Source organism: Streptomyces sp. JH14, assembly GCF_029428675.1.
Classification (GTDB): domain Bacteria; phylum Actinomycetota; class Actinomycetes; order Streptomycetales; family Streptomycetaceae; genus Streptomyces.
The window spans coordinates 3,048,037-3,071,900 of record NZ_JAJNEL010000001.1 but is presented as its reverse complement, the minus strand read 5'-3'; the positions used below and the strand labels follow the sequence as shown (position 1 = coordinate 3,071,900).

General features: G+C 70.2%; 23 protein-coding genes. 12 read left to right on the top strand and 11 right to left on the bottom strand.

What is annotated here, in order from left to right:
* Window positions 1–60 precede the first annotated feature (60 nt).
* Entirely contained in the window at window positions 61–426 is a 366-nt protein-coding gene (locus tag LRD69_RS13700; protein WP_277326853.1) for a YbjQ family protein, read from the bottom strand.
* Window positions 427–572: 146 nt separating this feature from the next.
* Here LRD69_RS13700 and LRD69_RS13695 point away from each other — a divergent pair, with 146 nt between their 5' ends.
* The gene (locus LRD69_RS13695; RefSeq protein WP_277326852.1) at window positions 573–1,292 is read left to right on the top strand and encodes a VTT domain-containing protein; all 720 of its coding nucleotides are present in this window, start codon (window positions 573–575) and stop codon (window positions 1,290–1,292) included.
* A 30-nt stretch (window positions 1,293–1,322) separates the two neighbouring features.
* On the opposite strand, the gene LRD69_RS13690 is transcribed toward LRD69_RS13695, so the two are convergent.
* Window positions 1,323–3,029, bottom strand: a complete 1,707-nt coding sequence (locus tag LRD69_RS13690; protein ID WP_277326851.1) for a threonine/serine exporter family protein — start codon at window positions 3,027–3,029, stop codon at window positions 1,323–1,325.
* Between the two features lie 167 nt (window positions 3,030–3,196).
* Entirely contained in the window at window positions 3,197–3,691 is a 495-nt protein-coding gene (locus LRD69_RS13685; RefSeq protein ID WP_003968257.1) for an inorganic diphosphatase, read from the bottom strand.
* Between the two features lie 86 nt (window positions 3,692–3,777).
* Here LRD69_RS13685 and dacB point away from each other — a divergent pair, with 86 nt between their 5' ends.
* The 6 genes from dacB (at window position 3,778) to folE (ending at window position 11,412) form a co-directional block, all read left to right on the top strand.
* Window positions 3,778–5,283 (top strand): D-alanyl-D-alanine carboxypeptidase/D-alanyl-D-alanine-endopeptidase, encoded by a 1,506-nt coding sequence (gene dacB, locus LRD69_RS13680; protein ID WP_277326850.1) that lies wholly within the window; start codon window positions 3,778–3,780, stop codon window positions 5,281–5,283.
* A gap of 49 nt (window positions 5,284–5,332) precedes the next feature.
* Complete coding sequence (locus LRD69_RS13675) at window positions 5,333–6,466, top strand: zinc-dependent metalloprotease (protein ID WP_277326849.1); 1,134 nt, start codon at window positions 5,333–5,335, stop codon at window positions 6,464–6,466.
* A gap of 198 nt (window positions 6,467–6,664) precedes the next feature.
* Window positions 6,665–7,768 carry a tRNA lysidine(34) synthetase TilS gene (gene tilS, locus LRD69_RS13670; RefSeq protein ID WP_277326848.1) on the top strand — a complete coding sequence of 368 codons (1,104 nt, stop codon included), beginning with the start codon at window positions 6,665–6,667 and terminating at the stop codon, window positions 7,766–7,768.
* A 98-nt stretch (window positions 7,769–7,866) separates the two neighbouring features.
* Entirely contained in the window at window positions 7,867–8,406 is a 540-nt protein-coding gene (gene hpt / locus LRD69_RS13665) for a hypoxanthine phosphoribosyltransferase (protein WP_030972308.1), read from the top strand.
* Window positions 8,407–8,624: 218 nt separating this feature from the next.
* Window positions 8,625–10,652, top strand: coding sequence for an ATP-dependent zinc metalloprotease FtsH (gene ftsH, locus LRD69_RS13660; RefSeq protein WP_277326847.1), 2,028 nt, complete (start codon window positions 8,625–8,627; stop codon window positions 10,650–10,652).
* Window positions 10,653–10,806: 154 nt separating this feature from the next.
* A complete protein-coding gene (gene folE / locus LRD69_RS13655; protein ID WP_277326846.1) occupies window positions 10,807–11,412 on the top strand; it encodes a GTP cyclohydrolase I FolE in 606 nt (201 codons plus the stop codon).
* Between the two features lie 70 nt (window positions 11,413–11,482).
* Here folE and LRD69_RS13650 read toward each other — a convergent pair whose 3' ends face one another.
* The 6 genes from LRD69_RS13650 to LRD69_RS13625 all read right to left on the bottom strand — a co-directional run bounded on the left by LRD69_RS13650 (window position 11,483) and on the right by LRD69_RS13625 (window position 16,452).
* Window positions 11,483–11,965 carry a DUF3180 domain-containing protein gene (locus LRD69_RS13650; protein WP_277329730.1) on the bottom strand — a complete coding sequence of 161 codons (483 nt, stop codon included), beginning with the start codon at window positions 11,963–11,965 and terminating at the stop codon, window positions 11,483–11,485.
* Between the two features lie 112 nt (window positions 11,966–12,077).
* Window positions 12,078–12,689 carry a 2-amino-4-hydroxy-6-hydroxymethyldihydropteridine diphosphokinase gene (gene folK / locus LRD69_RS13645; RefSeq protein ID WP_277326845.1) on the bottom strand — a complete coding sequence of 204 codons (612 nt, stop codon included), beginning with the start codon at window positions 12,687–12,689 and terminating at the stop codon, window positions 12,078–12,080.
* Complete coding sequence (folB, locus tag LRD69_RS13640; RefSeq protein WP_277326844.1) at window positions 12,686–13,045, bottom strand: dihydroneopterin aldolase; 360 nt, start codon at window positions 13,043–13,045, stop codon at window positions 12,686–12,688. The genes folK and folB overlap by 4 nt, the downstream gene beginning before the upstream one ends.
* 195 nt (window positions 13,046–13,240) lie before the next feature.
* The gene (locus LRD69_RS13635) at window positions 13,241–13,723 is read right to left on the bottom strand and encodes a nuclear transport factor 2 family protein (RefSeq protein WP_277326843.1); all 483 of its coding nucleotides are present in this window, start codon (window positions 13,721–13,723) and stop codon (window positions 13,241–13,243) included.
* Entirely contained in the window at window positions 13,720–14,517 is a 798-nt protein-coding gene (folP, locus tag LRD69_RS13630) for a dihydropteroate synthase (protein ID WP_277329729.1), read from the bottom strand. Before folP ends, LRD69_RS13635 begins: the two co-directional genes overlap by 4 nt.
* A 93-nt stretch (window positions 14,518–14,610) precedes the next feature.
* Complete coding sequence (locus LRD69_RS13625) at window positions 14,611–16,452, bottom strand: phosphatidylglycerol lysyltransferase domain-containing protein (protein WP_277326842.1); 1,842 nt, start codon at window positions 16,450–16,452, stop codon at window positions 14,611–14,613.
* A 138-nt stretch (window positions 16,453–16,590) separates the two neighbouring features.
* Between LRD69_RS13625 and LRD69_RS13620 the strand changes: the two genes are divergently transcribed.
* The gene (locus LRD69_RS13620; RefSeq protein ID WP_277326841.1) at window positions 16,591–17,712 is read left to right on the top strand and encodes an alpha/beta hydrolase-fold protein; all 1,122 of its coding nucleotides are present in this window, start codon (window positions 16,591–16,593) and stop codon (window positions 17,710–17,712) included.
* Here the strand turns inward: LRD69_RS13620 and LRD69_RS13615 are convergent.
* Window positions 17,699–18,877, bottom strand: a complete 1,179-nt coding sequence (locus tag LRD69_RS13615) for a betaine/proline/choline family ABC transporter ATP-binding protein (RefSeq protein ID WP_277326840.1) — start codon at window positions 18,875–18,877, stop codon at window positions 17,699–17,701. The two genes, LRD69_RS13620 and LRD69_RS13615, sit on opposite strands and share 14 nt — an antisense overlap.
* Window positions 18,878–19,008: 131 nt before the next feature.
* On the opposite strand from LRD69_RS13615, the gene LRD69_RS13610 reads away from it, so the two are divergent.
* The 4 genes from LRD69_RS13610 (at window position 19,009) to LRD69_RS13595 (ending at window position 22,586) form a co-directional block, all read left to right on the top strand.
* A complete protein-coding gene (locus LRD69_RS13610) occupies window positions 19,009–19,722 on the top strand; it encodes an ABC transporter permease (protein ID WP_277326839.1) in 714 nt (237 codons plus the stop codon).
* 3 nt (window positions 19,723–19,725) lie between these two features.
* Entirely contained in the window at window positions 19,726–20,400 is a 675-nt protein-coding gene (locus tag LRD69_RS13605; RefSeq protein ID WP_277326838.1) for an ABC transporter permease, read from the top strand.
* Window positions 20,401–20,488: 88 nt separating this feature from the next.
* Window positions 20,489–21,466: an ABC transporter substrate-binding protein gene (locus LRD69_RS13600; RefSeq protein ID WP_277326837.1), complete on the top strand. Its 978-nt coding sequence runs from the start codon at window positions 20,489–20,491 to the stop codon at window positions 21,464–21,466.
* 106 nt (window positions 21,467–21,572) lie between these two features.
* On the top strand, window positions 21,573–22,586 hold the full coding sequence (locus tag LRD69_RS13595; protein WP_277326836.1) for a hypothetical protein: 1,014 nt from the start codon (window positions 21,573–21,575) through the stop codon (window positions 22,584–22,586).
* A 28-nt stretch (window positions 22,587–22,614) separates the two neighbouring features.
* On the opposite strand, the gene LRD69_RS13590 is transcribed toward LRD69_RS13595, so the two are convergent.
* Window positions 22,615–23,757, bottom strand: coding sequence for an NADH-quinone oxidoreductase subunit D (locus tag LRD69_RS13590; RefSeq protein WP_277326834.1), 1,143 nt, complete (start codon window positions 23,755–23,757; stop codon window positions 22,615–22,617).
* Between the last annotated feature and the right edge of the window lie 107 nt (window positions 23,758–23,864).

Genomic DNA, 23,864 nt, shown 5'->3' with positions numbered 1-23,864 from the left:
CGGGTGTGCGTACGGGGCCGGGGGTGCGAGTCCTCGGCCCCGTACCGGCGTATGCGCAGGTCAGATCTTGTTGATCACGGCTGCCGTGCCGTAGGCGCAGACCTCGGTGCCCACGTCCGCCGCCTCCGTCACATCGAAGCGCATCATCAGCACCGCATTGGCGCCGCGGGCCATGGCCTGCTCGACGAGCCGCTCCATGGCCTGGTTGCGGGTTGCGACGAGGGTCTTGGTCAGCCCCTTCAGCTCACCGCCGATCATCGACTTCAGCCCGGCACCGATCTGGCTGCCGAGGTGACGTGAGCGCACCGTCAGGCCGAACACCTCACCGATCACCTGGGTCACCTGGTACCCGGGGACGTCATTGGTGGTGACGACCAGAACCTCGGACTGTGCGGGCTGGCCGCCGCCGTAATCTTCCATGCCCATCGTGTGGCACCTCCTGGGGACAGCTTTGTCCCGGTTCACCCTCTGTGCATCCGCGCGTGGGCCACTGGAACCCGGAGGCGCCCCGTGGCGTTGATAGCTTTGGGCGGCCACGCAGCCGCCATCGACCGATCCTGGAGCCCGGACCCTTGAATACGCTTGCGCTCGGACCGAGCTGGCTGGACCCGGACTATCTCATCGGGCAGTTCGGGCTGCTCGGCGTTCTGGTCATTGTCTTCGCCGAGTCAGGACTGCTGATCGGCTTCTTCCTGCCCGGCGATTCGCTGCTGTTCACCACGGGTCTGCTGGTGACGACGGGCAAGCTGCACACCCCGCTGTGGCTGGTCTGCATCCTGGTGGCGCTGGCGGCGGTCATCGGCGACCAGGTGGGCTATCTCTTCGGCCGCAAGGTCGGCCCGTCGTTGTTCAAGCGGCCGGACTCCCGCCTCTTCAAGCAGGAGAACGTCGAGAAGGCGCACGACTTCTTCGAGAAGTACGGTCCGAAGTCGCTGATCCTGGCCCGCTTCGTGCCCGTCGTGCGTACGTTCACGCCGATCATCGCCGGTGTGAGCCGGATGAACTACCGCTCGTTCATCACGTACAACATCATCGGCGGCGTGCTCTGGGGAGTCGGCGTCACGCTGCTCGGCGCCGGGCTCGGCCGGATCGACTTCGTCCACGAGAACATCGAGGCGATGCTGGTCCTGATCGTGCTGATCTCGGTGGTGCCGATCGCGATCGAGTTCCTGCGCGCCCGCAGCAAGGCGAAGAAGGAATCAGTCGCGCCGGGCGGCGGGGGCCAGGGGCACGGCCCGGTCGCCGGAGGCGGCAGCGCACCCGCGGGCCGCGGCCGCCACGCCAAGCGCTGACCACCGGGCGACCGGGTCCGCACCCCGCCGTCAGAAGCCGCGCGTCCGCTTGGCCGCGCGGCGGGTCGCCCCGCCGACCGCCCCCGGCACCCGCATGAACAGCCGCGAGATCTCGCTTCCCAGGTTCACCCCGATCGCGATGGCCAGCGCCGTCGCCACCGCGGTCGACAGAGCGGCGAGTCCCCGGTCCAGTTCGTTCTGCGCGACACCGAGCAGGCCGAAATACGTGGCCGAACCCGGCAGCAGCGGACCGATCGCCGCCGTGACGAACGGCAGCGACGAGGTGTGCCGGTACCGCGAGAACAGCTGCCCGAACAGCCCCACCAGGCCCGCCGCCACCGCCGTGGCCGCCACCGGCGAGATACCCGCGGTCCGGGCCATCGCCCCGTAGATCACCCAGGCCACGCCGCCGTTGAGAGTCACCGCGAGCACCGTGGACCGCTCCTGCTGCAGCAGGATCGCGAAGGCGAAACAGAGCGCCATCGACGCCAGGATCTGCACCACGGGCCGGTCGTGGAGCACGAACCCCGCTTCCGGGTTCAGCTGGGCACCCAGCTGCAGCCCCAGATACAGGACCAGCAGCACACCGGTGATGATGCCGATGAACAGGTACATGACTTCGAGGAGCCGGGCCGCCGCGGTGATGTAGAAGCCGGTCAGGCCGTCCTGGACGCCCGCCACCAGGGCCCGCCCGGGCAGCAGGGCGAACAGCCCACCGGTGATGACGGCGGACGGCGGGATGTCCGTCGAGTGGGTCAGGGTCAGCGCGACGCCCATCGCGGCCGGGGGCATCGCCGCCACCACGAACTGGTAGAACTCCGGCAGCCCGCGCCCCGCGAAGAGCCAGGCGAGCCGGTCGCCGAGCATCGCGCCGACCGCCGCCACCACGAAGACCAGCGCGTTGCCGCCGACCAGCACCGACGCCGCGCCGGCCAGCCCGCCGCCGGCCAGGGTCAGTACCCAGCCGGGGTACGGGTGCCGGTTGCGCCGGATCTCGGCGAGCCGCCGGTACGCCTCCTCCAGGGAGACCTCGACGTCCTCGGTGGTGATGTCGTCGACGAGCCGGAAGACGGCCGCCAGCCGGGTGTAGTCGGTGCCGCGGCGGCGTACGGTGCGGCTCGCCGTCACCGGGTCGTCGACCAGCGACGGCTGGTGCGAGATCGACAGCAGAGTGAAGGTGACCGTCGGCTCGCTGCGGTCGAGACCGTAGCTGCGGGTCACCGCGAACATCGCGGCCTCGACGTCCTCCGCGCCCTCGCCGCCCGCGAGCAGCAACTCCCCGATACGCAGGGTCAGGTCGAGCACGCGCGGCACTGCGGGCCCCGCTTCGTCCGACTTCTGCACCGGCTCGGGCGCCGGCCGCTCGGCGACCGGCATCCGCAGCATCGTGCGCATCCGGTCCTGCCAGGGGGCCTCCTTGGTCAGCAGGACCATGGGAATGCCGTGCGCCGGGGTGAAGGCGGGCAGCGGCTCCCTGGCGCCGCGGGTGCGCGGCGGGGCGAACGCCGAAGCCGCCGTCTCCGATCCGGAGCCCGAAGCGGAATCGGGCCCGGAGGCCGATGCCGGGCCGGCCCCCGGCAGCTCGGCCAGGGAGGCTGGGACGGCAAACTCCGAACTGGGGTGGTCGTCCTCGGAGGCGGCTGCGGGCCTGCCCACGCCGGCCGGCGGGACGAAGGCGCTGTGTGCCTCGTCGGACTGGGGCTTCTGGTCCTCCGGACCGCCCGGTTCCGCCACCACTCGACCCTGCTCCTTCTCGGCTGCGTGTCTTCGGTGCGCCTGTGCCCAGTATGGGCGCCCATACGAAACGGGCGGCACACCGGTGAGGGTGTACCGCCCGTTCCTGGCCGGAACCGCAAGTGGAACCGGAATCAAGCCTGTCCTGACGCCTGCGGGGACCGCAGGCGTCAGTGCGCGCCGCCCTGCGCCTCGAGGCGCTTGTAGGAGGCCTCGATCTCGGCCTCGGCCTCGGCGCGGCCGACCCAGTCGGCGCCCTCGACGGACTTGCCGGGCTCCAGGTCCTTGTAGACCTCGAAGAAGTGCTGGATCTCCAGGCGGTCGAACTCCGACACGTGGTGGATGTCGCGCAGGTGCTCCACCCGGGGGTCGGAGGCCGGGACGCACAGCAGCTTGTCGTCGCCGCCGGCCTCGTCCGTCATGCGGAACATGCCGATGGCGCGGCACTTGATGAGGCAGCCGGGGAAGGTCGGCTCGTCCAGGATGACCAGCGCGTCCAGCGGGTCGCCGTCCTCGCCGAGAGTGTTCTCGACGAAGCCGTAGTCCGCCGGGTAGCTGGTCGAGGTGAAGAGTCGACGGTCCAGGCGGATCCGACCGGTCTCGTGGTCCACCTCGTACTTGTTCCGCGAACCCTTCGGGATCTCGATGGTGACGTCGAACTCCACGGGTGGCTCCTCCATGATCAACACATACGACTGGTGATTAAGTGTCCCCCACGGAGATGTGTGCTCGCGAAAGGGGCTGGTCAACGGTGGCCGAGCCGGTGAAAAGACCATCGATCAATCCGTTGAAGACGCTCGGCGGGCGGGCCGGAGCAAGCCGACCGAGCACATGGAACGGACTGAGCAACTGGCAGTTCACGGCAGGCTCCGCCGTCCTCGGCCTGGCGCTCGCAGCCGGCGCCGTCGTCGCCGCCGGTCCCTGGGACTCGGGTCAGCGTAAGGCCGAGCAGGAGTGGGCCGCCGCCCAGGACCGCACAGGTGTTGCACATCACGAGCCCGCCGCACCGTCCGGACCGGCCCCCGCCCCCAGCGCCCCGGCGGTCCTGGCGGGCCTGAGCAGCGGGTTCAACAAGTCCGCACCGGACGTACCCGACACCCCGGACGGGGCAACGGCCGACCTTCGCGAGACCCTCACCCCGCTGCTGAGCTCCTCCGCGCTCGGCACCGTCCGCAGTGCCGTCGTCATCGACACCGCCACCGGCAAGCGGCTGTACGGCAAGCGCGCCGACACGCCCATGACGCCCGCCTCCACCGTCAAGATCGCCACCACCGTCGCCGCGCTCTCCGCCCTCGGCCCCGGACACCGCATCGCCACGACGGTCCAGGCCTCCCCGGACTCCCGCACGCTCACCCTCGTCGGCGGCGGCGACCCCACGCTCGACAAGGCGGCGCTGCGCGAGATGGCCGCCGACACCGTGCGCGCGCTGCGCGACCGCGGGATCGGCACCGTCCGGCTCGCGTACGACACGTCCCGGTACTCCGGCCCCGCACTGCACCCGATCGGCCCCAACGAGAACATTGCCCCGGTCAGCGCCCTGATGATGGACGAGGGGCGGCTCGACCATTCGGACAGCGGCCCCGCCCCGCGCAGCGGCGACCCGGCCGGTGACGCCGCCCGTGCCTTCGCCGGACTGCTCGACGACGCGGGCATCGACACCGGGTCCGGCCCGGCGCCCGGCCGCCCCGCCGCGAAGTCCCGGCCCGTCGCCGAACACCTCTCCGTCCCGCTGTCTGGCCTCGTCGAACGGGCCCTGACCAACAGCGACAACGACATCGCCGAGGCGCTGGCCCGGCAGACCGCCCTGGCCTCGGGCGAACCGGCCGACTTCGCCGGCGGCCGACGGGCCGTCACCGCCCAGCTGAAGAAGCTTCATCTGCCGCTGGCCGGCGCAGACTTCGCCGACGGCAGCGGACTGAACCGGCAGGACAAGGTCACCGCCGGTCTGCTGGCCGGTCTGCTGGCCCGAGCCGCCGACCCGGCCCACCCCGAACTGCGCCCCGTCCTCACCGGCCTCCCGGTGGCCGGCTTCAGCGGCACGCTCAAGGGCCGGTACACGCCGAAATCGACCGGCACCGGTCTGATCCGCGCCAAGACGGGCACACTCACCGGGGTGAACACCCTCGCCGGAACGGTCGTCGACAGGCAGGGGCGGCTGCTCGCCTTCGCTTTCCTGGCGTCCGGTACGACCTCACCGGCCGAGGCCCAGCCCGCTCTCGACGCCCTCGCCGCGAGCCTCGCCGGCCGCACCCGATGAGCCGGTCAACAGCTCACCGCGGAGCGATCCGAGCACGTACGGTTGACGCATGACGAGCATCGGTGGTGCCGAGATGGTCGACTGGAATCTGGCGGTCGCGACCGCGACCCGGCTTGTGCGGCCGGGCCCCGAGATCAGCCGTGAGGAGGCCCGCGAAGTCGTCGCGGAGCTCCGGCGGCATGCCAAGTCCGCGGAGGAGCACGTCCGCTCGTTCACCCGGATGATCCCCGACGGGACCGAACCGGAGGACACCCCGGTTCTGGTCGTCGACCGGGCCGGCTGGATCAAGGCGAACGTCGCGGGCTTCCGCGAACTGCTCCGGCCGCTCCTGGAGAAGATGCAGGACCGGCGCGGCAACAGCCCGGGCGGCGCGGTGCTCGGTGCGGTCGGCGGCAAGGTCACCGGCGTTGAGCTCGGGATGCTGCTGTCGTTCCTGGCGTCCCGGGTGCTCGGCCAGTACGAGACGTTCGCCCCGGCCGGCCGCGACCTCCCGGCGTCCGCCGGCGGCGGAGGCAGGTTGCTGCTCGTCGCCCCGAACATCGTCCACGTCGAGCGCGAACTGGAGGTCGACCCGCACGACTTCCGGCTCTGGGTGGCGCTCCACGAGGAGACCCACCGCACCCAGTTCACCGGGGTGCCATGGCTCCGCGACCATCTCCAGGGTGAGATCCAGTCGTTCCTCGACGAGACCGACGTCGACCCGATGACCGTGCTGGAGCGGCTCCGTGAGGCCGCCCAGTCGCTCGCCGGAGGCCGGCCCGAGGGCGAGGCGGGCGAGGACGACGGCCGCAGCCTCGTCGAGATCGTCCAGACCCCCGCCCAGCGCGAGATCCTCGGCCGGCTCACCGCGGTGATGTCCCTGCTCGAAGGGCACGCCGACTACGTGATGGACGGTGTCGGCCCCGAGGTCGTGTCCTCCGTCGGAGAGATCCGGGAGAAGTTCCAGCAGCGCCGGGCGCGCGGGGCGTCCCGTCTCGACCAGGCACTGCGCAAGCTCCTGGGTCTCGATGCCAAACTGCGCCAGTACCGGGACGGTGAACGGTTCGTGCGCGCGGTGGTCGACGAGGTCGGCATGGACGGCTTCAACCGGGTCTGGACGTCTCCGAACACCCTCCCCACCAAGGCCGAGATCGCCGCCCCCGAGGACTGGATCGCGAGGGTGCACCGTAAGGCAGAGTCGTGATCATGGCGCGGCCGACGGAGGAAGACGACAGAAGTACGCGCCGGTAATCACCCATCCGAGGGACCGTTGTGGCATGGAAAGGCGTGCAATGCTCGATGGACGGCTTGGTTCTGTCACCATCGACGCACTCTGAGTGACGGCATTCCTCCGTCCCGACGCTCCGAGGCACCCCCCGAAACTTCACGAAGGGCACCGGACATGGGTCCCCATCCTGCGGTCGCGGCGATACGCCTGGCGGTCCGCCGCGTACTCCACGACGTACTCAACGAACATGCCGAACACGCCGGACGCATCGAGCGGCGCACCGCGCGCCCCGAACTCGCCGAAGCCGGTTCCGGCAGGCGGAACGCCACACTCCCCGATCGCCCCGCACGCCTCGACCGGCCCGGCACCCCGCTGGTGCTGGTCGCCTGCTCGGGCGGCGCCGACTCCATGGCGCTCGCCTCCGCTCTCGCCTTCGAGGCCCGCAAACTCGCCGTCCGGGCCGGCGGCATCACCGTCGACCACAACCTTCAGCACGGGTCCGACGTCCGCGCCGCCGAGGTCGTCGCCCGGCTCAGGTCCATGCACCTCGACCCGGTCGAGGCCGTCGCCGTGCACGTCGGCCGCGAGGGCGGACCCGAGGCGGCAGCCCGGGACGCCCGCTATGCCGCCCTGGACGCCGCGGCGGAACGGCACGGCGCCGCCGCCGTGCTGCTCGGGCACACCCGCGACGATCAGGCGGAGACGGTCCTGCTCGGCCTCGCCCGGGGCTCCGGTATCCGCTCGCTCTCCGGCATGGCCGCCGCATCCGGCCCGGCCGGCCGCTACCGCCGTCCCTTCCTCCAGCTCGACCGGCAGACCGCCCGCAAGGCCTGCCTCGTCCAGTCCCTGCCCGTCTGGGACGACCCGCACAACATCGACCCCGCCTACACCCGCTCCCGGCTGCGCCACGAGGGCCTGCCCGCCCTGGAGAAGGCCCTCGGCAAGGGCGTCGTCGAGGCCCTGGCGCGTACCGCGCAGCTCTCCCGCGACGACGCCGACGCCCTGGACACCTGGGCCGCCGAGGCGGACTCCGCCGTACGCGACGACGCCGGGCAGCTGGACTGCGCCAAGCTGTACGCGCTGCCGCCCGCCGTCCGTCGCCGGGTGCTGCGCAGAGCGGCCGTGGAGGCCGGCGCTCCGGCAGGTTCGCTGTTCGCCCGGCACATCGAGGAAGTCGACCGGCTGATCACCGGCTGGCGCGGCCAGCAGGCCATCAACCTCCCCGGCCGAGTCGAAGCCCGGCGCCAGGGTGGCAGACTGGTGATTCGGCAGAGCTGACGCACAGCGGCTGACATGCAGGCGAGCAGCCGCGCAGGTCCGGGGCATCACCCCGGGCCGGGCAGGCAGAGAAAGAGACGCGGGTGAACGAGAAGGACATGGGCACCGACCTTCAGGCGGTGCTCCTCACCAAGGAAGAGATCGACGCGAAGCTCGTCGAGCTGGCCGCGAAGATCGACGCGGAGTACGCGGGCAAGGACCTGCTCATCGTCGGTGTCCTCAAGGGCGCAGTGATGGTGATGGCGGACCTGGCGCGCGCGCTGTCCACCCCCGTCACCATGGACTGGATGGCCGTCTCGTCGTACGGCGCGGGCACCCAGTCCTCCGGTGTCGTCCGGATCCTCAAGGACCTGGACACCGACATCAAGGGCAAGCACGTCCTGATCGTCGAGGACATCATCGACTCGGGCCTGACGCTGTCCTGGCTGATGTCGAACCTGGGCTCGCGTGAGCCGGCCAGCCTGGAGATCTGCACCCTGCTGCGCAAGCCGGATGCGGCGAAGGTCGCGCTCGACTGCAAGTGGGTCGGCTTCGACATCCCCAACGAGTTCGTCGTCGGATACGGGCTGGACTACGCGGAGAAGTACCGCAACCTGCCCTTCGTCGGGACGCTCGCCCCGCACGTCTACGGCGGCTGACCGGCCTGCACCCCCGTCCCCGGCCCCTGCCCGACCTGGGTGGGCTCCGTGGGGAACCCTTGGCCGCCGCCCGCCGTTGGACCATTCGAAGGCGGGTTTGACAGACGTCCCCGGCGGTCGCGGGTGACAATGCTGGGGTACCGTCCGAAGAACAGTCTTTATCTCACAGCAGCATTTACCTACGGGCAGGAGGGACGGGGCGACTTCGCTCCGTATGGATGGACGTGAAGCGATACTTCCGTGGGCCGGTCATGTGGATCGTGCTGGCCGTCCTCGCCGTGGTCGTGTTGATGCAGGTCGTCGGCTCGTCGGGCGGCTACAAGACGGTGGACACCGGCAAGGTGATCCAGGCGATCAGCAAGGACCAGGTGGAGCAGGCCAAGCTGACCACCGGTGACGAACAGATTCTCAAGATTGAGCTGAAGGACGGCCAGAAACTCTCGGGCGAGTCCGGCAGCAAGTTCCAGGCGAGCTACATCGGTGACCAGGGCGTCCAGCTCGCCAACACGCTGCAGAAGAAGTTCGAGAGCGGTGACATCGAGAAGGGTTACACCGTCTCGCCGTCGAAGCAGTCCCCGTTCATCTCGATCCTTCTTTCGCTGCTGCCCTTCGTCCTGATCGTGGTCGTCTTCCTGTTCCTGATGAATCAGATGCAGGGCGGCGGCTCCAAGGTCATGCAGTTCGGCAAGTCCAAGGCCAAGCTGATCACCAAGGACACCCCGAAGACGACCTTCGCCGATGTGGCGGGGTCCGACGAGGCTGTCGAGGAACTCCACGAGATCAAGGAGTTCCTCCAGGAGCCGGCGAAGTTCCAGGCCGTCGGCGCCAAGATCCCCAAGGGTGTCCTGCTGTACGGGCCTCCCGGTACGGGCAAGACGCTGCTCGCGCGTGCCGTCGCCGGTGAGGCGGGCGTCCCGTTCTACTCGATCTCCGGTTCCGACTTCGTCGAGATGTTCGTCGGTGTCGGTGCCTCCCGGGTCCGTGACCTGTTCGAGCAGGCCAAGGCGAACGCCCCGGCGATCGTCTTCGTCGACGAGATCGACGCCGTCGGCCGGCACCGCGGTGCCGGTCTCGGCGGTGGTCACGACGAGCGCGAGCAGACCCTGAACCAGCTGCTCGTCGAGATGGACGGCTTCGACGTGAAGGGCGGCGTCATCCTGATCGCCGCCACGAACCGGCCGGACATCCTCGACCCGGCGCTGCTGCGCCCGGGCCGCTTCGACCGGCAGATCGCGGTCGACCGGCCGGACATGCAGGGCCGCCTCGAGATCCTCAAGGTGCACCAGAAGGGCAAGCCGGTCGCCCCGGACGTCGATCTCGGCGCCGTGGCCCGTCGGACCCCGGGCTTCACCGGTGCCGACCTGTCGAACGTGCTGAACGAAGCGGCGCTCCTCACGGCGCGCAGCAACCAGAAGCTGATCGACAACGTGATGCTGGACGAGGCGATCGACCGTGTCGTGGCGGGCCCGCAGAAGCGGACCCGGATCATGTCCGACAAGGAGAAGAAGATCACCGCGTACCACGAGGGCGGACACGCCCTGGTCGCGGCGGCTTCGCCCAACTCCGACCCGGTCCACAAGATCACGATCCTCTCCCGCGGCCGCGCCCTCGGTTACACGATGGTGCTGCCCGAGGAGGACAAGTACTCCACGACGCGCAACGAGATGCTCGACCAGCTGGCCTACATGCTGGGTGGGCGCGCGGCCGAGGAGCTGGTCTTCCACGACCCGACCACCGGCGCTGCGAACGACATCGAGAAGGCCAGTGCCACGGCCCGCGCGATGGTCACGCAGTACGGCATGACGGAGCGGCTCGGCGCGATCAAGTTCGGCGGCGACAACACCGAGCCCTTCCTGGGCCGTGAGATGGGTCACCAGCGCGACTACTCGGAAGAGGTCGCGGCGCTCGTCGACGAAGAGGTCAAGAAGCTCATCGAGACCGCGCACAACGAGGCCTGGGAGATCCTCGTCGAGAACCGCGACGTTCTCGACAACCTGGTCCTCCAGTTGCTGGAGAAGGAGACCCTCGGCAAGGAGGAGATCGCCGAGATCTTCGCCGGAATCGTGAAGCGTCCGGCCCGCCCGGCGTGGACCGGCTCCGCACGGCGTACGCCGTCGACGAGGCCTCCGGTGCTCTCGCCGAAGGAGCTGGCCCTGACCAACGGTGTCACCACCGCCAACGGCTCGACGCAGACGGACACCGCGCCGGCCACCGAGGCGGTCCCGGAGGACCGTCCCGAGAGCTAGTACCGACGCCGGTGTGACCCCCGCCACGGGGGTCGGACCGACCCGGAATGGATGCCGCGCCCCCCAGGTTTTAGCCTGTGGGGGCGCGGCTTTCTGTTATGTCTGCGCGATGTCCGCGCAGGTGACAGTTGAGGGAACAAGGAACGAGGCACAGATGACCGACCCGGTGACGCTGGACGGCCCCACTTCGATCGGTGAGTTCGACGAGAAGCGGGCCGAGGCCGCGGTGCGCGAGCTGCTCCTGGCCGTCGGGGAGGACCCGGACCGGGAAGGGCTGCGCGAGACCCCTGGACGGGTGGCGCGCGCGTACAAGGAGATATTCGCGGGCCTGTCCCAGGCGCCCGAGGACGTCCTGACGACGACGTTCGACCTGGGCCACGACGAGATGGTGCTGGTCAAGGACATCGAGGTGTTCTCGACCTGCGAGCACCACCTGGTGCCGTTCCGCGGGGTCGCGCATGTCGGGTACATCCCGGCGACCAGCGGAAAGATCACCGGTCTGTCGAAGTTGGCCCGGCTGGTCGACGTGTACGCCCGGCGGCCTCAGGTCCAGGAGCGGCTCACCACGCAGATCGCCGATTCGCTGATGAGGATCCTCGAGCCGCGCGGGGCCATCGTCGTCGTCGAGTGCGAGCACATGTGCATGTCGATGCGCGGGATCCGCAAGCCGGGGGCGAAGACGCTGACCTCGGCGGTGCGCGGTCAGCTCCGTGACCCGGCGACGCGCGCCGAGGCGATGAGCCTGATCATGGCGAGCTGACGCCGGAGGCTGTGCCGGCACCGCAGGCGGTGCCGGCGCCGAAGGCCGTGGCGGTGCCGGAGCCCGTCCGTCAGGCGGAGGTGGCGCTCTTGTCGTCGTCCTTGTCGTCCGGGAGCTTGCAGACCCGCTCCAGGAACAGGGCGGCGGCAATGACTCCTGCGCCGGCCAGCACCGCCAGGCCGGCGTAGATCGCCTGGTCGCGGCGGGCCGGGATGTCGAGCGAGCCGAGCAGGAAGGCCCCCGTGCCGCCGTACATGCCGGCGACCAGCGCGACGACGAGGGCGCTGGCCTGACCGAACACCACCGCGCGGGCGGCCATCAGTGGCTCGACGCCCTTCGCACCCGGCCGGCGCTCACGCTGGGCGCGCAGCCGGGAGCGGATGGAGAGCGCCGTCGCCAGGAGGATGACGGCGATCACCGCGAGCACGACGGGTGCGGCGAGGGGCACGCTGGGCAGGGTGGCGAGCGAGTCCCAGAGGCGGGCGCCGCCCCAGGACAGCACACCGGCCGCGAGGAAGAGTCCGGCCAATACCCCGAGCCGTAGTTGCTTCACCGCGAGAGCCGCCCTTCGCAGACGGTCCACGGGACCCTCTGCCCTGTCCGTCCGTCTGTTGTGTCTGTCCGTTGCGAGCCGTGCCGTTGCCGGCCCGCCCTGAGCCTAACGACTACTCGGGCAGCCGGAGTTCCAGATCGACACGGGGCTGTATGCCGTCGCGGCCGACGCCGGCCAACAGGTCGGCGACCCGGCCGCGGCCGGGCAGCTTGGCCTCGGGGTCGATGTCGTACCACGGGGCGAGGACGAAGGCGCGCTCATGGGCCCGGGGGTGGGGGAGGGTGAGAGCCGGGTCGTCGGAGACGACGTCCGCGTACGCCACGATGTCGACGTCGAGGGTGCGCGGTCCCCAGCGCTCCTCACGGACCCGCTCGAAGGCCTCTTCCACGGCCTGGCCGCGCTCCAGCAGGGAGGACGGGGGGAGTGTCGTCTTCACGACGATCACCGCGTTGAAGTACGACGGCTGGGAGCCGGGCGCGACGCCCCAGGGCTCCGTCTCGTACACCGGGGAGACCGCCTTGACCCGGAGGCCGGGGGTGTCCTCCAGGGCGTCGATGGCGCCCTGCAGGGTCTCCATGCGGTTGCCGAGGTTGGAGCCGAGGGAGATCACGGCTCGTTTGGGATTGGACAGCGTGACGTCCGCGGCGTCCACCTGCTCGACCACGGAGGCGGGAACCGGCTGTACGGTCGGGTCGCTCTGCCCTTCGACGGAAAATGCAGTCATGCTCGGCTCCGGGTGATGGTGACGGTCACATCGTCGAACGGAACGGTGATCGGCGCATCGGGCTTGTGGACGACGACCTCCACTTCCTCGACGCCTTCGTGCCCCAGGCACTTCTGCGCGATGCGTTCGGCGAGCGTTTCGATCAGATCGACCGGGTCCCCCTGTACGACCTCGACGACTTCCTCCGCGACCACGCCGTAGTGCACGGTCTTCGTCAGGTCGTCGGAGGCTGCCGCGGGGCGGGTGTCGAGGCCGAGAACCAGGTCCACGATGAAGGTCTGGCCCTCTTCCCGCTCCCGGGGAAAGACGCCATGGTTCCCACGGGCCCTGAGGCCGCGCAGCGCGACACGATCCACGCGAATCACTCCTGCTGTCGTTGGTCGTAGGGCACAGGGCCGCGTGCGGGCGGCGAGGTGTCCTCATTCGAATCTACCTGCGAGCACCGACAGTGCTCGCCTGCGGGGCCGGGGAACGGGACTGCGGCAGGGGCCGGTAGCCGCCTCACCTACCCCGCGTCCCGGAGTCCAATCGCTCCTGGTGGAGATACCTGCTCAGGAGGACGTGTCGTCCTCGTCCTCGTCGTCGGAATCGCCGAGTACCGGTGACCCGTGGTGGGACCAGAGCTTCCAGCCGTCCGAGGTGCGGCGGAACACATTGGTGGCGACGACGAGCTGGCCGACCAGCGGTCCGAGCTCGCCGCCGTCCTCCGCGGGGCCGCCACTGAGAATGTTTTCGGTGCAGGTCACCAGGGCCGTGTCGCCGGTCATCGAGACATCGACGTCGGTCAGGAAGAACTGGATGTACTCGGTGTTCGCCATGATCAGCGCATAGCTGCGCAGCACCTCGCCGCGGCCGCTGAGCACCGGCCAGCCGGGGTGGACGCAGGAGACGGTGAGGTCCTCGCCCGGCAGCCACACCGCGGAGAGCGCGTCGAAGTCGCCGCGCTCCATCGCCTCGTAGAAGGCCGTGTTCGCCTGCTCGACCGCCGCGATGTCGGCGGCGATCTCCGCCTGGTCGTCGGGGCTCTCGCTCACGCGGCTCCCTCGACCGCGCGGGCGACCCGTACGGCATCGGCGGTGGCCCGGACCTCGTGGACCCGGACCGCCCAGGCGCCAGCCCCGGCGGACAGGGCGGAGATCGCGGCGGTGGCCGCGTCGCGCTCGCGGGCGGGCGGCGGGGCGGAGCCCTCGCGGGCCAGCACATGGCCGAGGAACCGCTTGCGGGAGGCGGCGACCAGCAGCGGGCGGCCCAGGGCGCGCAACTCGTCGAGGTGGGCGACGAGAGCGAGGTCGTGGGCGGCGTCCTTGGCGAAGCCGAGGCCGGGGTCGACCACGATCCGTTCGGGGTCGACACCGCCCGCGACCACGGCGTCCATACGCATCCGCAGTTCCGCGACGACCTCGGCGACGACGTCCTCGTACACCGCGCGGCTGTTCATGGACTCGCTGAAGCCGCGCCAGTGCATGACGACGAACGGCGCGTCGGACGCGGCGACGACCGGGATCATGTCCGGATCGGCGAGCCCGCCGCTCACGTCGTTCACGAGGGCCGCACCGGCGGCGACGGCCTGTTCGGCGACGCGCGCCCGCATGGTGTCCACGGAGATCGTGACGCCCTCCTGGGCCAGCCCCCGGACGACCGGGACCACGCGGCGCAGCTCCTCGTCCTCGTCCACCCGGCTGGCGCCGGGGCGGGTCGATTCGCCGCCGACATCGATCAGGTCGGCGCCCTCGGCGACCAGCTCGAGGCCGTGCTTGATCGCGGCCGTGGTGTCGAACCAGCGGCCCCCGTCCGAGAAGGAGTCCGGGGTCACATTGACGACACCCATGACCGCGCAGCGGTCCCACTCCGGAAGGCCTCGGACCGTGCCTCGTCCACGCAACGTACTCATGCGACCAGCGTAGGCCCGTACGGAGCCGAGCTACGCCGGGTGTGCACCGTGCTCCTGACTGCGGACCGCCGCGTGGGCGCAGGGGCGGGGCCCGGCGGCCGGGAACCGGCGGGCGAACGGACGCGGCAGGCCGACGTTGACGAAGCCCTCGGCCTGCATCGCGGCGAACGAGATCCGGGGCAGGTCGCGGCTGGAGCGGTAGACGACGAAGCGGGGCTCCCAGCGGGGCCGGAACTTGGCGTTGAACTTGTACAGCGACTCGATCTGGAACCAGCGCGACAGAAAGATCAGCAGGCCGCGCCAGACCCGGAGCACCGGGCCGGCGCCCAGTTTCTCGCCGCGGGCGAGTGCCGAGCGGAACATCGCGAAGTTCAGTGAGACGCGCTCGATGCCGAGCCGTGGCGCGTCCTGGAGGGAGGCGACGATCAGCAGCTCGTTCATGCCGGGGTCGGCGGAGCGGTCGCGGCGCATGAGCTCCAGGGACATGCCGTCCGTGCCCCACGGGACGAAGTGGATGACGGCCTTCAGATCGCCGTACGGGGAGCCGGCGGTGTGCTCGCCGGGCTTGTGGGCGGTGGCGATGACGCAGTCGCCGTCGGCCGGGTCGCCGATCCGGCCGAGCGCCATGGAGAAGCCGCGCTCGGTGTCGGTGCCGCGCCAGTCGGCGGCTGCCCGCCGGATGCGGTCCAGTTCGGCCCCGTCGAGGTCGCGGACGCGCCGGACGCGGGTCTCGTAACCACCCCGCTCAATGCGCTTCACCATCTGGCGCACATTGCGCATCGCGCGTCCGGCGAGCGAGAAATCCGCGACGTCCACCACCGCCTCGTCGCCGAGTTCCAGCGCGTCGAGCCCGGTCTCGCGGGTCCAGACCTCGCCGCCGGTCTCGCTGCAGCCCATCACCGCGGGCGTCCAGGAGTGCGCCTTGGCCTCGTCCATGAACCGTTCGATGGCGCCCGGCCAGGCCTCCACATCGCCGATCGGGTCGCCGCTGGCCAGCATCACCCCGGACACCACGCGGTAGCAGACGGCGGCCTTGCCGCTGGGGGAGAAGACGACGCCCTTGTCGCGGCGGAGGGCGAAGTGGCCGAGGGAGTCGCGGCCGCCGTGCCCGCCGAGGAGGGCGCGCAGCCTGACCTCGTCCTCCTCCGTGAGGCGTGCGGCCGGGTGTTCGGGGCGCAGCGCGAAGTAGATGGTGGTGATGGCGGTCAGTAGTCCGAGTGCGCCGAGCGAGTACGCCACGGTCCATGAGGTCACTCCGGCGTACTCGACGGGGCCCTCGAAGCCGAGCATTCCGTACAGGACGTGCTGGAGCCGGTCGGCGATGGAGGGGTTCCCGATGACGTGGCCGGGGTGGACGGAGACGATGACCAGCCCCAGACCGAGCGAACCCGCCCCGAGCAGCACGAAGTTGGCCAGGGCCCGCCAGCGGCTCCGCGGGTCGGGGAGCGCCGCGAATTCACTCCGATGGCGTATCAGCAGGTGGCACAGCGTCAGCGAGACGACGGTGCCGATGACCGAGTGGCGGTAGACGAACTGCGCTGCCGCACCGGCCGGCAGCAGGACCACGGCGGCGCGCCAGGCCCGCCGCTTGTGCCGCTTGAGGCCGTGGGCGAGGAGGAGCAGCAGGACTCCGGCGCTCAGCGACAGTGCGGCGGCGAACGGGCCGAGGGCTCCGGGGAGAACCTCGGCGAGGGTGTGCATCCTGCTGTGCCTGAAGCGGGGGAACACGCCCGCAGCGATGTCGATCAGGCCGACGACCGCGCAGGCGGTGCCGACGAGTGCCGGTACGGCCTCCGGACGCGGCCCGCGTACGACCCTGCGCACCGCATGCGGAACCGATCCAGATTTATCCCCATCTTGCGTGACAGACATCGCTTCCCGTGGTTCCGCGAGAGATTGTTGAGTCCGTCGGCCGAAGCGCTCCGGACGATGTGCGCTCTCTAGGACGAGGCTTCCGGGCGGCAGGTTCACCCGTCCTACGGAAAATTCCCGACAGAAGGCGCACCCAGCATGGGGCTCACCAGCAAGACAGTTCTGGCCCTGGCCATGGCGTCGGCCGTCGTTCTGTTCGCCGCCACGATCCGGCTGTGGCCGCGGCTGGCGCGACGCGGCGTGGCCGCGGTGTGCGGCAGGGTCGGTCTGCTGCTGGCGACACAGGTGACGCTCCTCGCCACGGTCGGCCTGGTGGCCAACAACTCCTTCCTGTTCTACGGCTCCTGGGCCGATCTCCTGGGCCGGGAGCAGTCGCCGGGTGTGGTGACGGACCATGCGGCCGGGGCGGCGGCCTCCCGGCATGTCGTCCGGGTCGGGATGGAGCGGCCGGATGTCCCGGGCGGATCCCGGTCCACGGCGGGCGGCCGGATCGACAAGGTCGTCGTCGCGGGACGGCGGTCGGGAATCAGGAGCCCGGCGTACGTGTATCTGCCGCCGGAGTACTTCCGCCCCGCGTACGCTCGCAGGAAGTTTCCCGCGGTCGTGGTCCTCACCGGCTATCCGGGCACGGCGGAAAACCTTCTGACGGGTCTTCACTACCCGCGCACGGCACTCGGCCAGGTGGAAGCCGGACGGGCGCAGCCGATGATCCTGGTGATGCTGAGACCCACGGTCGCGCCGCCGCGGGACACCGAGTGCGTGGACATAAAGGGCGGCCCGCAGACCGAGACGTTCCTCTCCGAGGACCTGCCGCAGGCGGTCTCGGAGGCGTACCGGGTCGGGAGGCGGGCGCGCAACTGGGGCATCATCGGGAATTCGACCGGTGGCTACTGCGCACTGAAGATCGGACTGCACCACCCCGACAGGTTCACGGCGAGCGCGGGGCTGTCCGCGTACTACAGGGCGGCCGAGGACCCGACGACCGGCGATCTCTTCCACGGGAACCGGCGGGCCCGCGAGCGCGCCGACCTGTTGTGGAGCCTGGACCATCTGCCGCAGCCCGGCTCGTCCTTCCTGGTGACCACATCGCGGGAGGGGGAGGGGAACTACTGGGGTACGCGGCAGTTCGTGGGCAAGGTGAAGGCTCCCGCGCAGGTGTCGTCGATCGTGCTGGACAGCGGCGGGCACAACTTCAACACGTGGCGGCGGGAGATCCCTTCGGCGCTGGTGTGGATGAGCAGCCGGCTCAGCGAGAGCTGACGGTCTCCACGGTCTCGACGGCGACTTCGGCGCGCGGCACGTCCTGGGCGTCCGCGTCGATCGAGCGGCGCAGCGCCTCATGGAGGCGGGCCGGGGTGAGCACTCCGAGGAACCTGCCGGTGCTCTCCTTGTCGATCACCGCGATCCAGCCCGCGTCGTGCTGGAGCATGGTGGCGAACGCCTGCTTGAGCGGGGCGCCGACGGGAAGCCAGGCATCCATGCGGCGGGCGTGCTCCCGGACCGTGCCCGTGGCCCCGGCGAGGTCGATGGCGGCCGGGATCCAGCCGTGCAGACGGTCGTCCCGGTCCAGGACGACGGCCCAGCGCGCCCCTTCGGCGCGCAGCCGGCCGGTCGCGGCGGAGAGCGGGTCGTCCAGGTGGACGACGGGCGGCTGGTCGAGGTCGCTCTCCTCGATGGGGGTGACGGAGAGCCGCTTGAGACCGCGGTCGGCGCCGACGAAGTCCGCGACGTACGGGGTGGCGGGTGCGCCGAGCACGGTCGCCGGGGAGTCGAACTGCTCGATGGAGCCCTGCCCATAAACGGCGATGCGGTCGCCGAGCCGGACGGCCTCCTCGATGTCGTGGGTAACGAACAGCACCGTTTTGCGGACCTGTTCCTGGAGTCTGAGGAATTCGTTCTGCAGACGTTCCCGGACGACCGGGTCGACCGCGCCGAAGGGCTCGTCCATCAGCAGCACCGGCGGATCCGCCGCCAATGCCCGGGCCACTCCGACACGTTGGCGCTGGCCGCCGGAGAGCTGCTCCGGATAGCGGTCGCCGTAAACGGACGGATCGAGTCCGACGAGGTCGAGGAGTTCGGCGGCGCGCTCGCGGCCCTTCTGCTTTTTCCAGCCCAGGAGATGGGGAACGGTCGCGGTGTTCTCCAGCACCGTCCGGTGCGGGAAGAGACCGACCTGCTGGATCACGTAGCCGATTCGACGGCGCAGCCGGACGGGGTCGATGGCGGATATGTCGTCCCCGTCGAGGAATATCCGGCCCTCGGTCGGTTCGATCAGCCGGTTCACCATCTTCATGGTGGTCGTCTTGCCGCAGCCCGACGGACCGACGAGCGTGACCAGTTCACCCTCCGCCACGTCGAAGGAGAGATCGTCGACGGCGGTCGTGCCGTCCGCGTACCGCTTGGTGACGTGCTCGAAACGGATCATGGTTCCCCATTGTGGCGGGTGTTCTGTGAAGGACATGTTGCTGGAATACAACGGCCCCGGCGATTGTCAGTGGTCGAGGATATGGTCACCGGACATCGATGCGACACGGTGATCGGGAGGTGGGGGGACGGGTGGCCGGACAGAACTGCCTGGTGGCGAACGACTGGATCTGTGGGGAGTATCTGCGTTCCCGCAGCCAGGAGTTGACCGATGCGACCGTCCAGCACATCTGGATCACCGCGGTCTCGGTGGCGATCGGTCTCCTGGTGGCATTTCCGCTGGCGCTCCTCGCCCGCCGCAGCCGGCGGCTGGCGGGACCGGTGCTCGGGCTGACGACGGTGCTGTACACCGTGCCGTCGCTGGCGATGTTCTCGCTCCTGCTTCCGCTGTTCGGACTTTCCGCCGCGCTGGTGGTCACCGGCCTTGTGCTGTATTCGCTGACCATTCTCGTGCGGAACATCCTGGCCGGGCTCGAAGCGGTGCCGCAGGAGGCCAAGGAAGCCGCGAGGGGCATGGGGTACGGACCGGGCAGGCTGCTGTGGGAGGTCGAACTCCCGCTGGCGATGCCCGCGGTGATGGCCGGGGTCCGGATCGCCACGGTCTCCACGATCGCCCTGACGACGGTCGGCTCGATCGTCGGCCGGGGAGGTCTCGGCAACCTCATCGAGGACGCCCTGCCGAGCTTCTTCAAAGCGCAGGTGCTCACCGCGTCGGTGCTCTGCGTGCTGCTCGCGACAGCCGCCGACGTGCTGCTGCTCGGGGTGCAGCGGCTGCTGACGCCCTGGACTCGCATCCGCACGGCCCACGGCGCCGTGGTCACGGCCGCCACGGGAGAGGGGGCCTGACCCATGGGAGTTCTCGGAGAGGCCTGGACCTGGCTGACGACCGGGGCCAACTGGTCGGGGGAGAGCGGGGCGGGCCACCGGCTCGCCGAGCATCTGTACGTCAGCGGGGTGTCACTCGCGCTGGCCTGCGTCATCGCGCTGCCGGTGGCCCTCTACCTGGGGCACATCGGGAAGGGGGGCGCGCTGGCCGTCAACATCTCCAATGCGGGGCGGGCGATTCCGGTCTTCGCGGTGCTGGCCCTGTTCATGGTGTCGCCGTTGCGCAACGCCGGATACGTGCCGACGGTCATCGCGCTGGTGCTGTTCGCCGTGCCGCCGCTGCTGACCAACGCCCATGTCGGGATGACGGAGGTGGACACGTCGGTGGTGGAGGCGGCGCGGGGCATGGGGATGTCCGGCGGTCAGCTCTTCGTCCGGGTCGAACTCCCGCTGGCCTACCCGATGATCATGACCGGTCTGCGCTCGGCCGCGGTCCAGGTGATCGCCACGGCAACGATCGCCGCGATGGTCGGACAGGGCGGTCTCGGCCGGATCATCACCGCCGGGTTCAACACGTACGACACGCCTCAGGTGGTGGCGGGTGCGCTGCTCGTCGCCGTGCTCGCACTGCTGGTGGAGGCGGTGCTGGTGGGTCTGGACCGGGCCCTGTCGCCGCTGCGCCGCCGCCGGGCGGCGTGACCGGCATCCACCACCCCATCGCCCCGCCACTCGCCCCAATGCCCATCTCGCCTTGTGAACAGCCCTGTTGCTGTGGACGGAGAACAACATGAGCAAGACCTCGCGCATAGCGGGTGCGGTCATCGGCATGATCGCGCTGGCCGGCTCGCTCGCCGCCTGCGGCGGCGACAGCCTGGAGAAGGACAAGGGAGGCTCCGCCGCGTCCGGCGACTCCGGGAAGAAGGGCTCGCTCGTCGTCGGCGCCGCCGCCTTCACGGAGTCCAAGGTGCTCGCCGAGCTGTACGCGCAGATTCTCGCCGACGCCGGATACAGCACCTCGGTCACCACGGTGAAGAACCGGGAGCTGTACGAACCGTCCTTGGAGAAGGGCGAGATCGACGTCGTACCGGAATATGCCGCGACGATCGCCGAATTCCTCAATGCCAAGGTGAACGGGGCGAAGGCGGCCGAGGAGAAGCCGGTCGCCTCCGGTGATGCGACGGCCACCGTCGCCGCTCTGGAGAAGCTCGCCACCCCGCGTGGACTGAAGGTGCTTCCGGCCGGTGACGCCGTCGACCAGAACGCCTTCGCGGTGACCAAGGAATTCGCCGACAAGAACAAGCTCACGACTCTTTCGGACCTCGGCGCGTCCAAGCTGAAGGTGAAGATCGCGGCGGGTGACGAGTGCGAGGTGCGGCCCTTCTGCGCACCGGGGCTGAAGAAGACGTACGGCATTGATGTCACCGGGATCGACCCCAAGGGAGTCGGCACTCCGCAGTCCAAGCAGGCCGTGAAGGACGGCAAGGACCAGCTGGTCCTGACCACCACCACGGACGCGGTGCTGGACAGCTACGGCCTGGTGTTCCTCGACGACGACAAGAAGCTTCAGAACGCGGACAACGTCCTTCCGGTTCTCAATGCCAAGGACGCCGGCGCACCGGACATTGCCGAGGCACTCGGCAAGCTCACCCAGGCCCTCACCACGGAGGACCTCGCGGAACTGAACCGCAAGGTGGACGCCGAGCGTGCCAAGCCCGCCGATGTGGCCAAGGACTATCTGCAGTCGAAAGGCCTGATCAAGAAGTAGCAGGTGACGGCTCGGGAGGCCGCCGGTAAGCCCGTCAGGTAACTGCCGGGGAACAGATTGCCGGGCGGCCTCCCAAGTGACCCCTACGCACGGTAAATTTCAGGCCATGCCACGTGGACGTCATCGCCATTCGCCACCTCTGCACAGAATCCTTCCTCCTTCGGTCGTCGCCGGAGCGGCAGTCGTCTGTGCGGCGGGCGCCTGGCTGCTCTCCGAACCCCTGGTCCTGCGCGGACTGGTCGCCGCCACGGCGGTCGCCGCTGTCATCGGTGCGTATCTGATGCGCGCCTGGGACAGGGAAGCGGGCCGCCGCGTCGCGGAGCTGACACGCGCCCGTGCCAGCGACGAATGGAAGACCGAGGAGCGCGTAGCGGAGCTCGAGGCCGACCTCGACGAGTCGCGGGCGCTGCGCGTCCGGCTGGAGACGAAGCTGCGCCGCAAGCGCGTGGAGCTCGCCGGCCTGCGCGGTGAGCACGCCGCACTGCTGCGCCGGTACGCCAACGCCGAGACCGAGCGGGCCAGCGCGCTGGAGGGCCGCAGGCAGCTCGCGATCGAAGCGGCCGCGGTTCCCAAGGAGCTGCCCACCGCCCGTTCCACGCCTACACCGGCCGCGTATCTGCGCGCCGCCCAGGCCCTGCAGGACCTGACCCGCAATGCCGCGCTCCAGGAGGCCCGCCGCACCGCCGAGCAGGCCAGGAAGCGTGATCTCGAGGAGCGTGCCCGGGAGGCCGAGGAGCCGCAGGGCAAGCACGCGGCTGCCGGGGCACAGGGTGCCGAGCAGCACCGCCGCCCGCAGGCGGCCCTGCCCCCGGTCCGCCCCTCGACGGTGCTTCCCGCGCCGCGCACGGTCCCGGTCGCCAGCGCGGTCGCCCCGTACAGCGCGTCCCGGCGGCACCCGGTGCCGCAGGGCAGCTTCGACTTCTTCGGTACGCAGAAGGCGCACGCCTCGATCGAGTCCGTCCAGAACGAGGACCTCGCGGACGTGGTGGGGGAGGAGGCGCTGGCGGCGCACCGTACGGGAACAGCCGCGAACCGTGCCGTCGGCAAGGTCATCGACCTGACCGTGCACGACGAGACCGAGCAGCTGGACGTCGCCGAGCTGCGCAGCGCGATCTCGTAGCGGTCCGGCGGCCCGGGCGCCGTGCGGGCTACTTGTCGATGTCGCCGACGACGAAGAACAGCGAGCCCAGGATCGCCACCATGTCGGCGACGAGCGTGCCCGGCAGCAGCTCGGTGAGCGCCTGGATGTTGTTGTACGAGGCGGAGCGGAGCTTCAGCCGGTACGGGGTCTTCTCGCCCTTGGAGACCAGGTAGTAGCCGTTGATGCCGAGCGGGTTCTCGGTCCAGGCGTAGGTGTGGCCCTCGGGGGCCTTGAGCACCTTGGGCAGCCGCTGGTTGATCGGCCCGGGCGCCAGTTCGGCCATCCGGTCCAGGCAGGCGTCCGCCAGGTCCAGTGCGTTGTGGGTCTGCTCCAGCAGGCACTCGAACCGGGCCAGGCAGTCGCCCTCGGTGCGGGTGACGACCTTGAGCGTGTCCTGCAGCTCCCCGTACGCGAGGTACGGCTCGTCGCGCCGCAGATCGAAGTCGACCCCGGAGGCGCGCGCGATCGGACCGGACACCCCGTACGCGTGCACGGTCTCGGCGGACAGCACCCCGACACCACGGGTGCGGCCGCGGAAGATCTCGTTGCCGAGCACCAGCCTGTCGTAGACGTCCATCCGCGAGCGGACCGACGCGACGGCGTCCCGGGCGCGGCCGAGCCAGCCCGCCGGGAGGTCCTCCTTGAGGCCGCCGACCCGGTTGAACATGTAGTGCATCCGGCCGCCGGAGACCTCCTCCATCACGGCCTGGAGCTCCTCGCGCTCCCGGAAGGCGTAGAACACCGGGGTGATACCGCCCAGTTCGAGCGGGTACGAACCGAGGAACATCAGATGGTTGAGCACCCGGTTGAGCTCGGCGAGCAGCGTCCGGGTCCAGACCGCGCGTTCCGGGACCTCCATGCCGAGCATCCGCTCCACGGCCATCACGACGCCCAGCTCGTTGGAGAACGCCGACAGCCAGTCGTGGCGGTTGGCGAGCATCACGATCTGCCGGTAGTCGCGGGCCTCGAAGAGCTTCTCCGCGCCGCGGTGCATATAGCCGATGACCGGCTCGGCGTGCTGGATCCGCTCACCGTCGAGGACGATCCGCAGACGGAGCACGCCGTGGGTCGAGGGGTGCTGGGGCCCGATGTTGAGCACCATGTCGGTGCTCTCCGCCGCGCCGCCGATGCCGACTGTCGTCTCCGTCATACGGCCAGTATTCCCTGCGTGCCGTCCGGCGTGCTCCGGGCCCCGGGCTTTCGGGCCCGGCCTCCCGGCGCCCCGGGCCGCGTTCCTGCCGGGGCGCTGCCCCGGAA

Coding starts and splice junctions, on each gene's coding strand:
- LRD69_RS13625 (WP_277326842.1), bottom strand. CDS start 16,452: ATGTCTGTCACGCAAGATGGGGATAAATCTGGATCGGTTCCGCATGCG.
- LRD69_RS13595 (WP_277326836.1), top strand. CDS start 21,573: ATGCCACGTGGACGTCATCGCCATTCGCCACCTCTGCACAGAATCCTT.
- LRD69_RS13675 (WP_277326849.1), top strand. CDS start 5,333: ATGACGAGCATCGGTGGTGCCGAGATGGTCGACTGGAATCTGGCGGTC.
- folE (WP_277326846.1), top strand. CDS start 10,807: ATGACCGACCCGGTGACGCTGGACGGCCCCACTTCGATCGGTGAGTTC.
- tilS (WP_277326848.1), top strand. CDS start 6,665: ATGGGTCCCCATCCTGCGGTCGCGGCGATACGCCTGGCGGTCCGCCGC.
- folP (WP_277329729.1), bottom strand. CDS start 14,517: ATGGGTGTCGTCAATGTGACCCCGGACTCCTTCTCGGACGGGGGCCGC.
- ftsH (WP_277326847.1), top strand. CDS start 8,625: ATGGACGTGAAGCGATACTTCCGTGGGCCGGTCATGTGGATCGTGCTG.
- LRD69_RS13700 (WP_277326853.1), bottom strand. CDS start 426: ATGGGCATGGAAGATTACGGCGGCGGCCAGCCCGCACAGTCCGAGGTT.
- LRD69_RS13605 (WP_277326838.1), top strand. CDS start 19,726: ATGGGAGTTCTCGGAGAGGCCTGGACCTGGCTGACGACCGGGGCCAAC.
- LRD69_RS13620 (WP_277326841.1), top strand. CDS start 16,591: ATGGGGCTCACCAGCAAGACAGTTCTGGCCCTGGCCATGGCGTCGGCC.
- folK (WP_277326845.1), bottom strand. CDS start 12,689: ATGACTGCATTTTCCGTCGAAGGGCAGAGCGACCCGACCGTACAGCCG.
- LRD69_RS13590 (WP_277326834.1), bottom strand. CDS start 23,757: ATGACGGAGACGACAGTCGGCATCGGCGGCGCGGCGGAGAGCACCGAC.
- LRD69_RS13600 (WP_277326837.1), top strand. CDS start 20,489: ATGAGCAAGACCTCGCGCATAGCGGGTGCGGTCATCGGCATGATCGCG.
- hpt (WP_030972308.1), top strand. CDS start 7,867: ATGGGCACCGACCTTCAGGCGGTGCTCCTCACCAAGGAAGAGATCGAC.
- LRD69_RS13615 (WP_277326840.1), bottom strand. CDS start 18,877: ATGATCCGTTTCGAGCACGTCACCAAGCGGTACGCGGACGGCACGACC.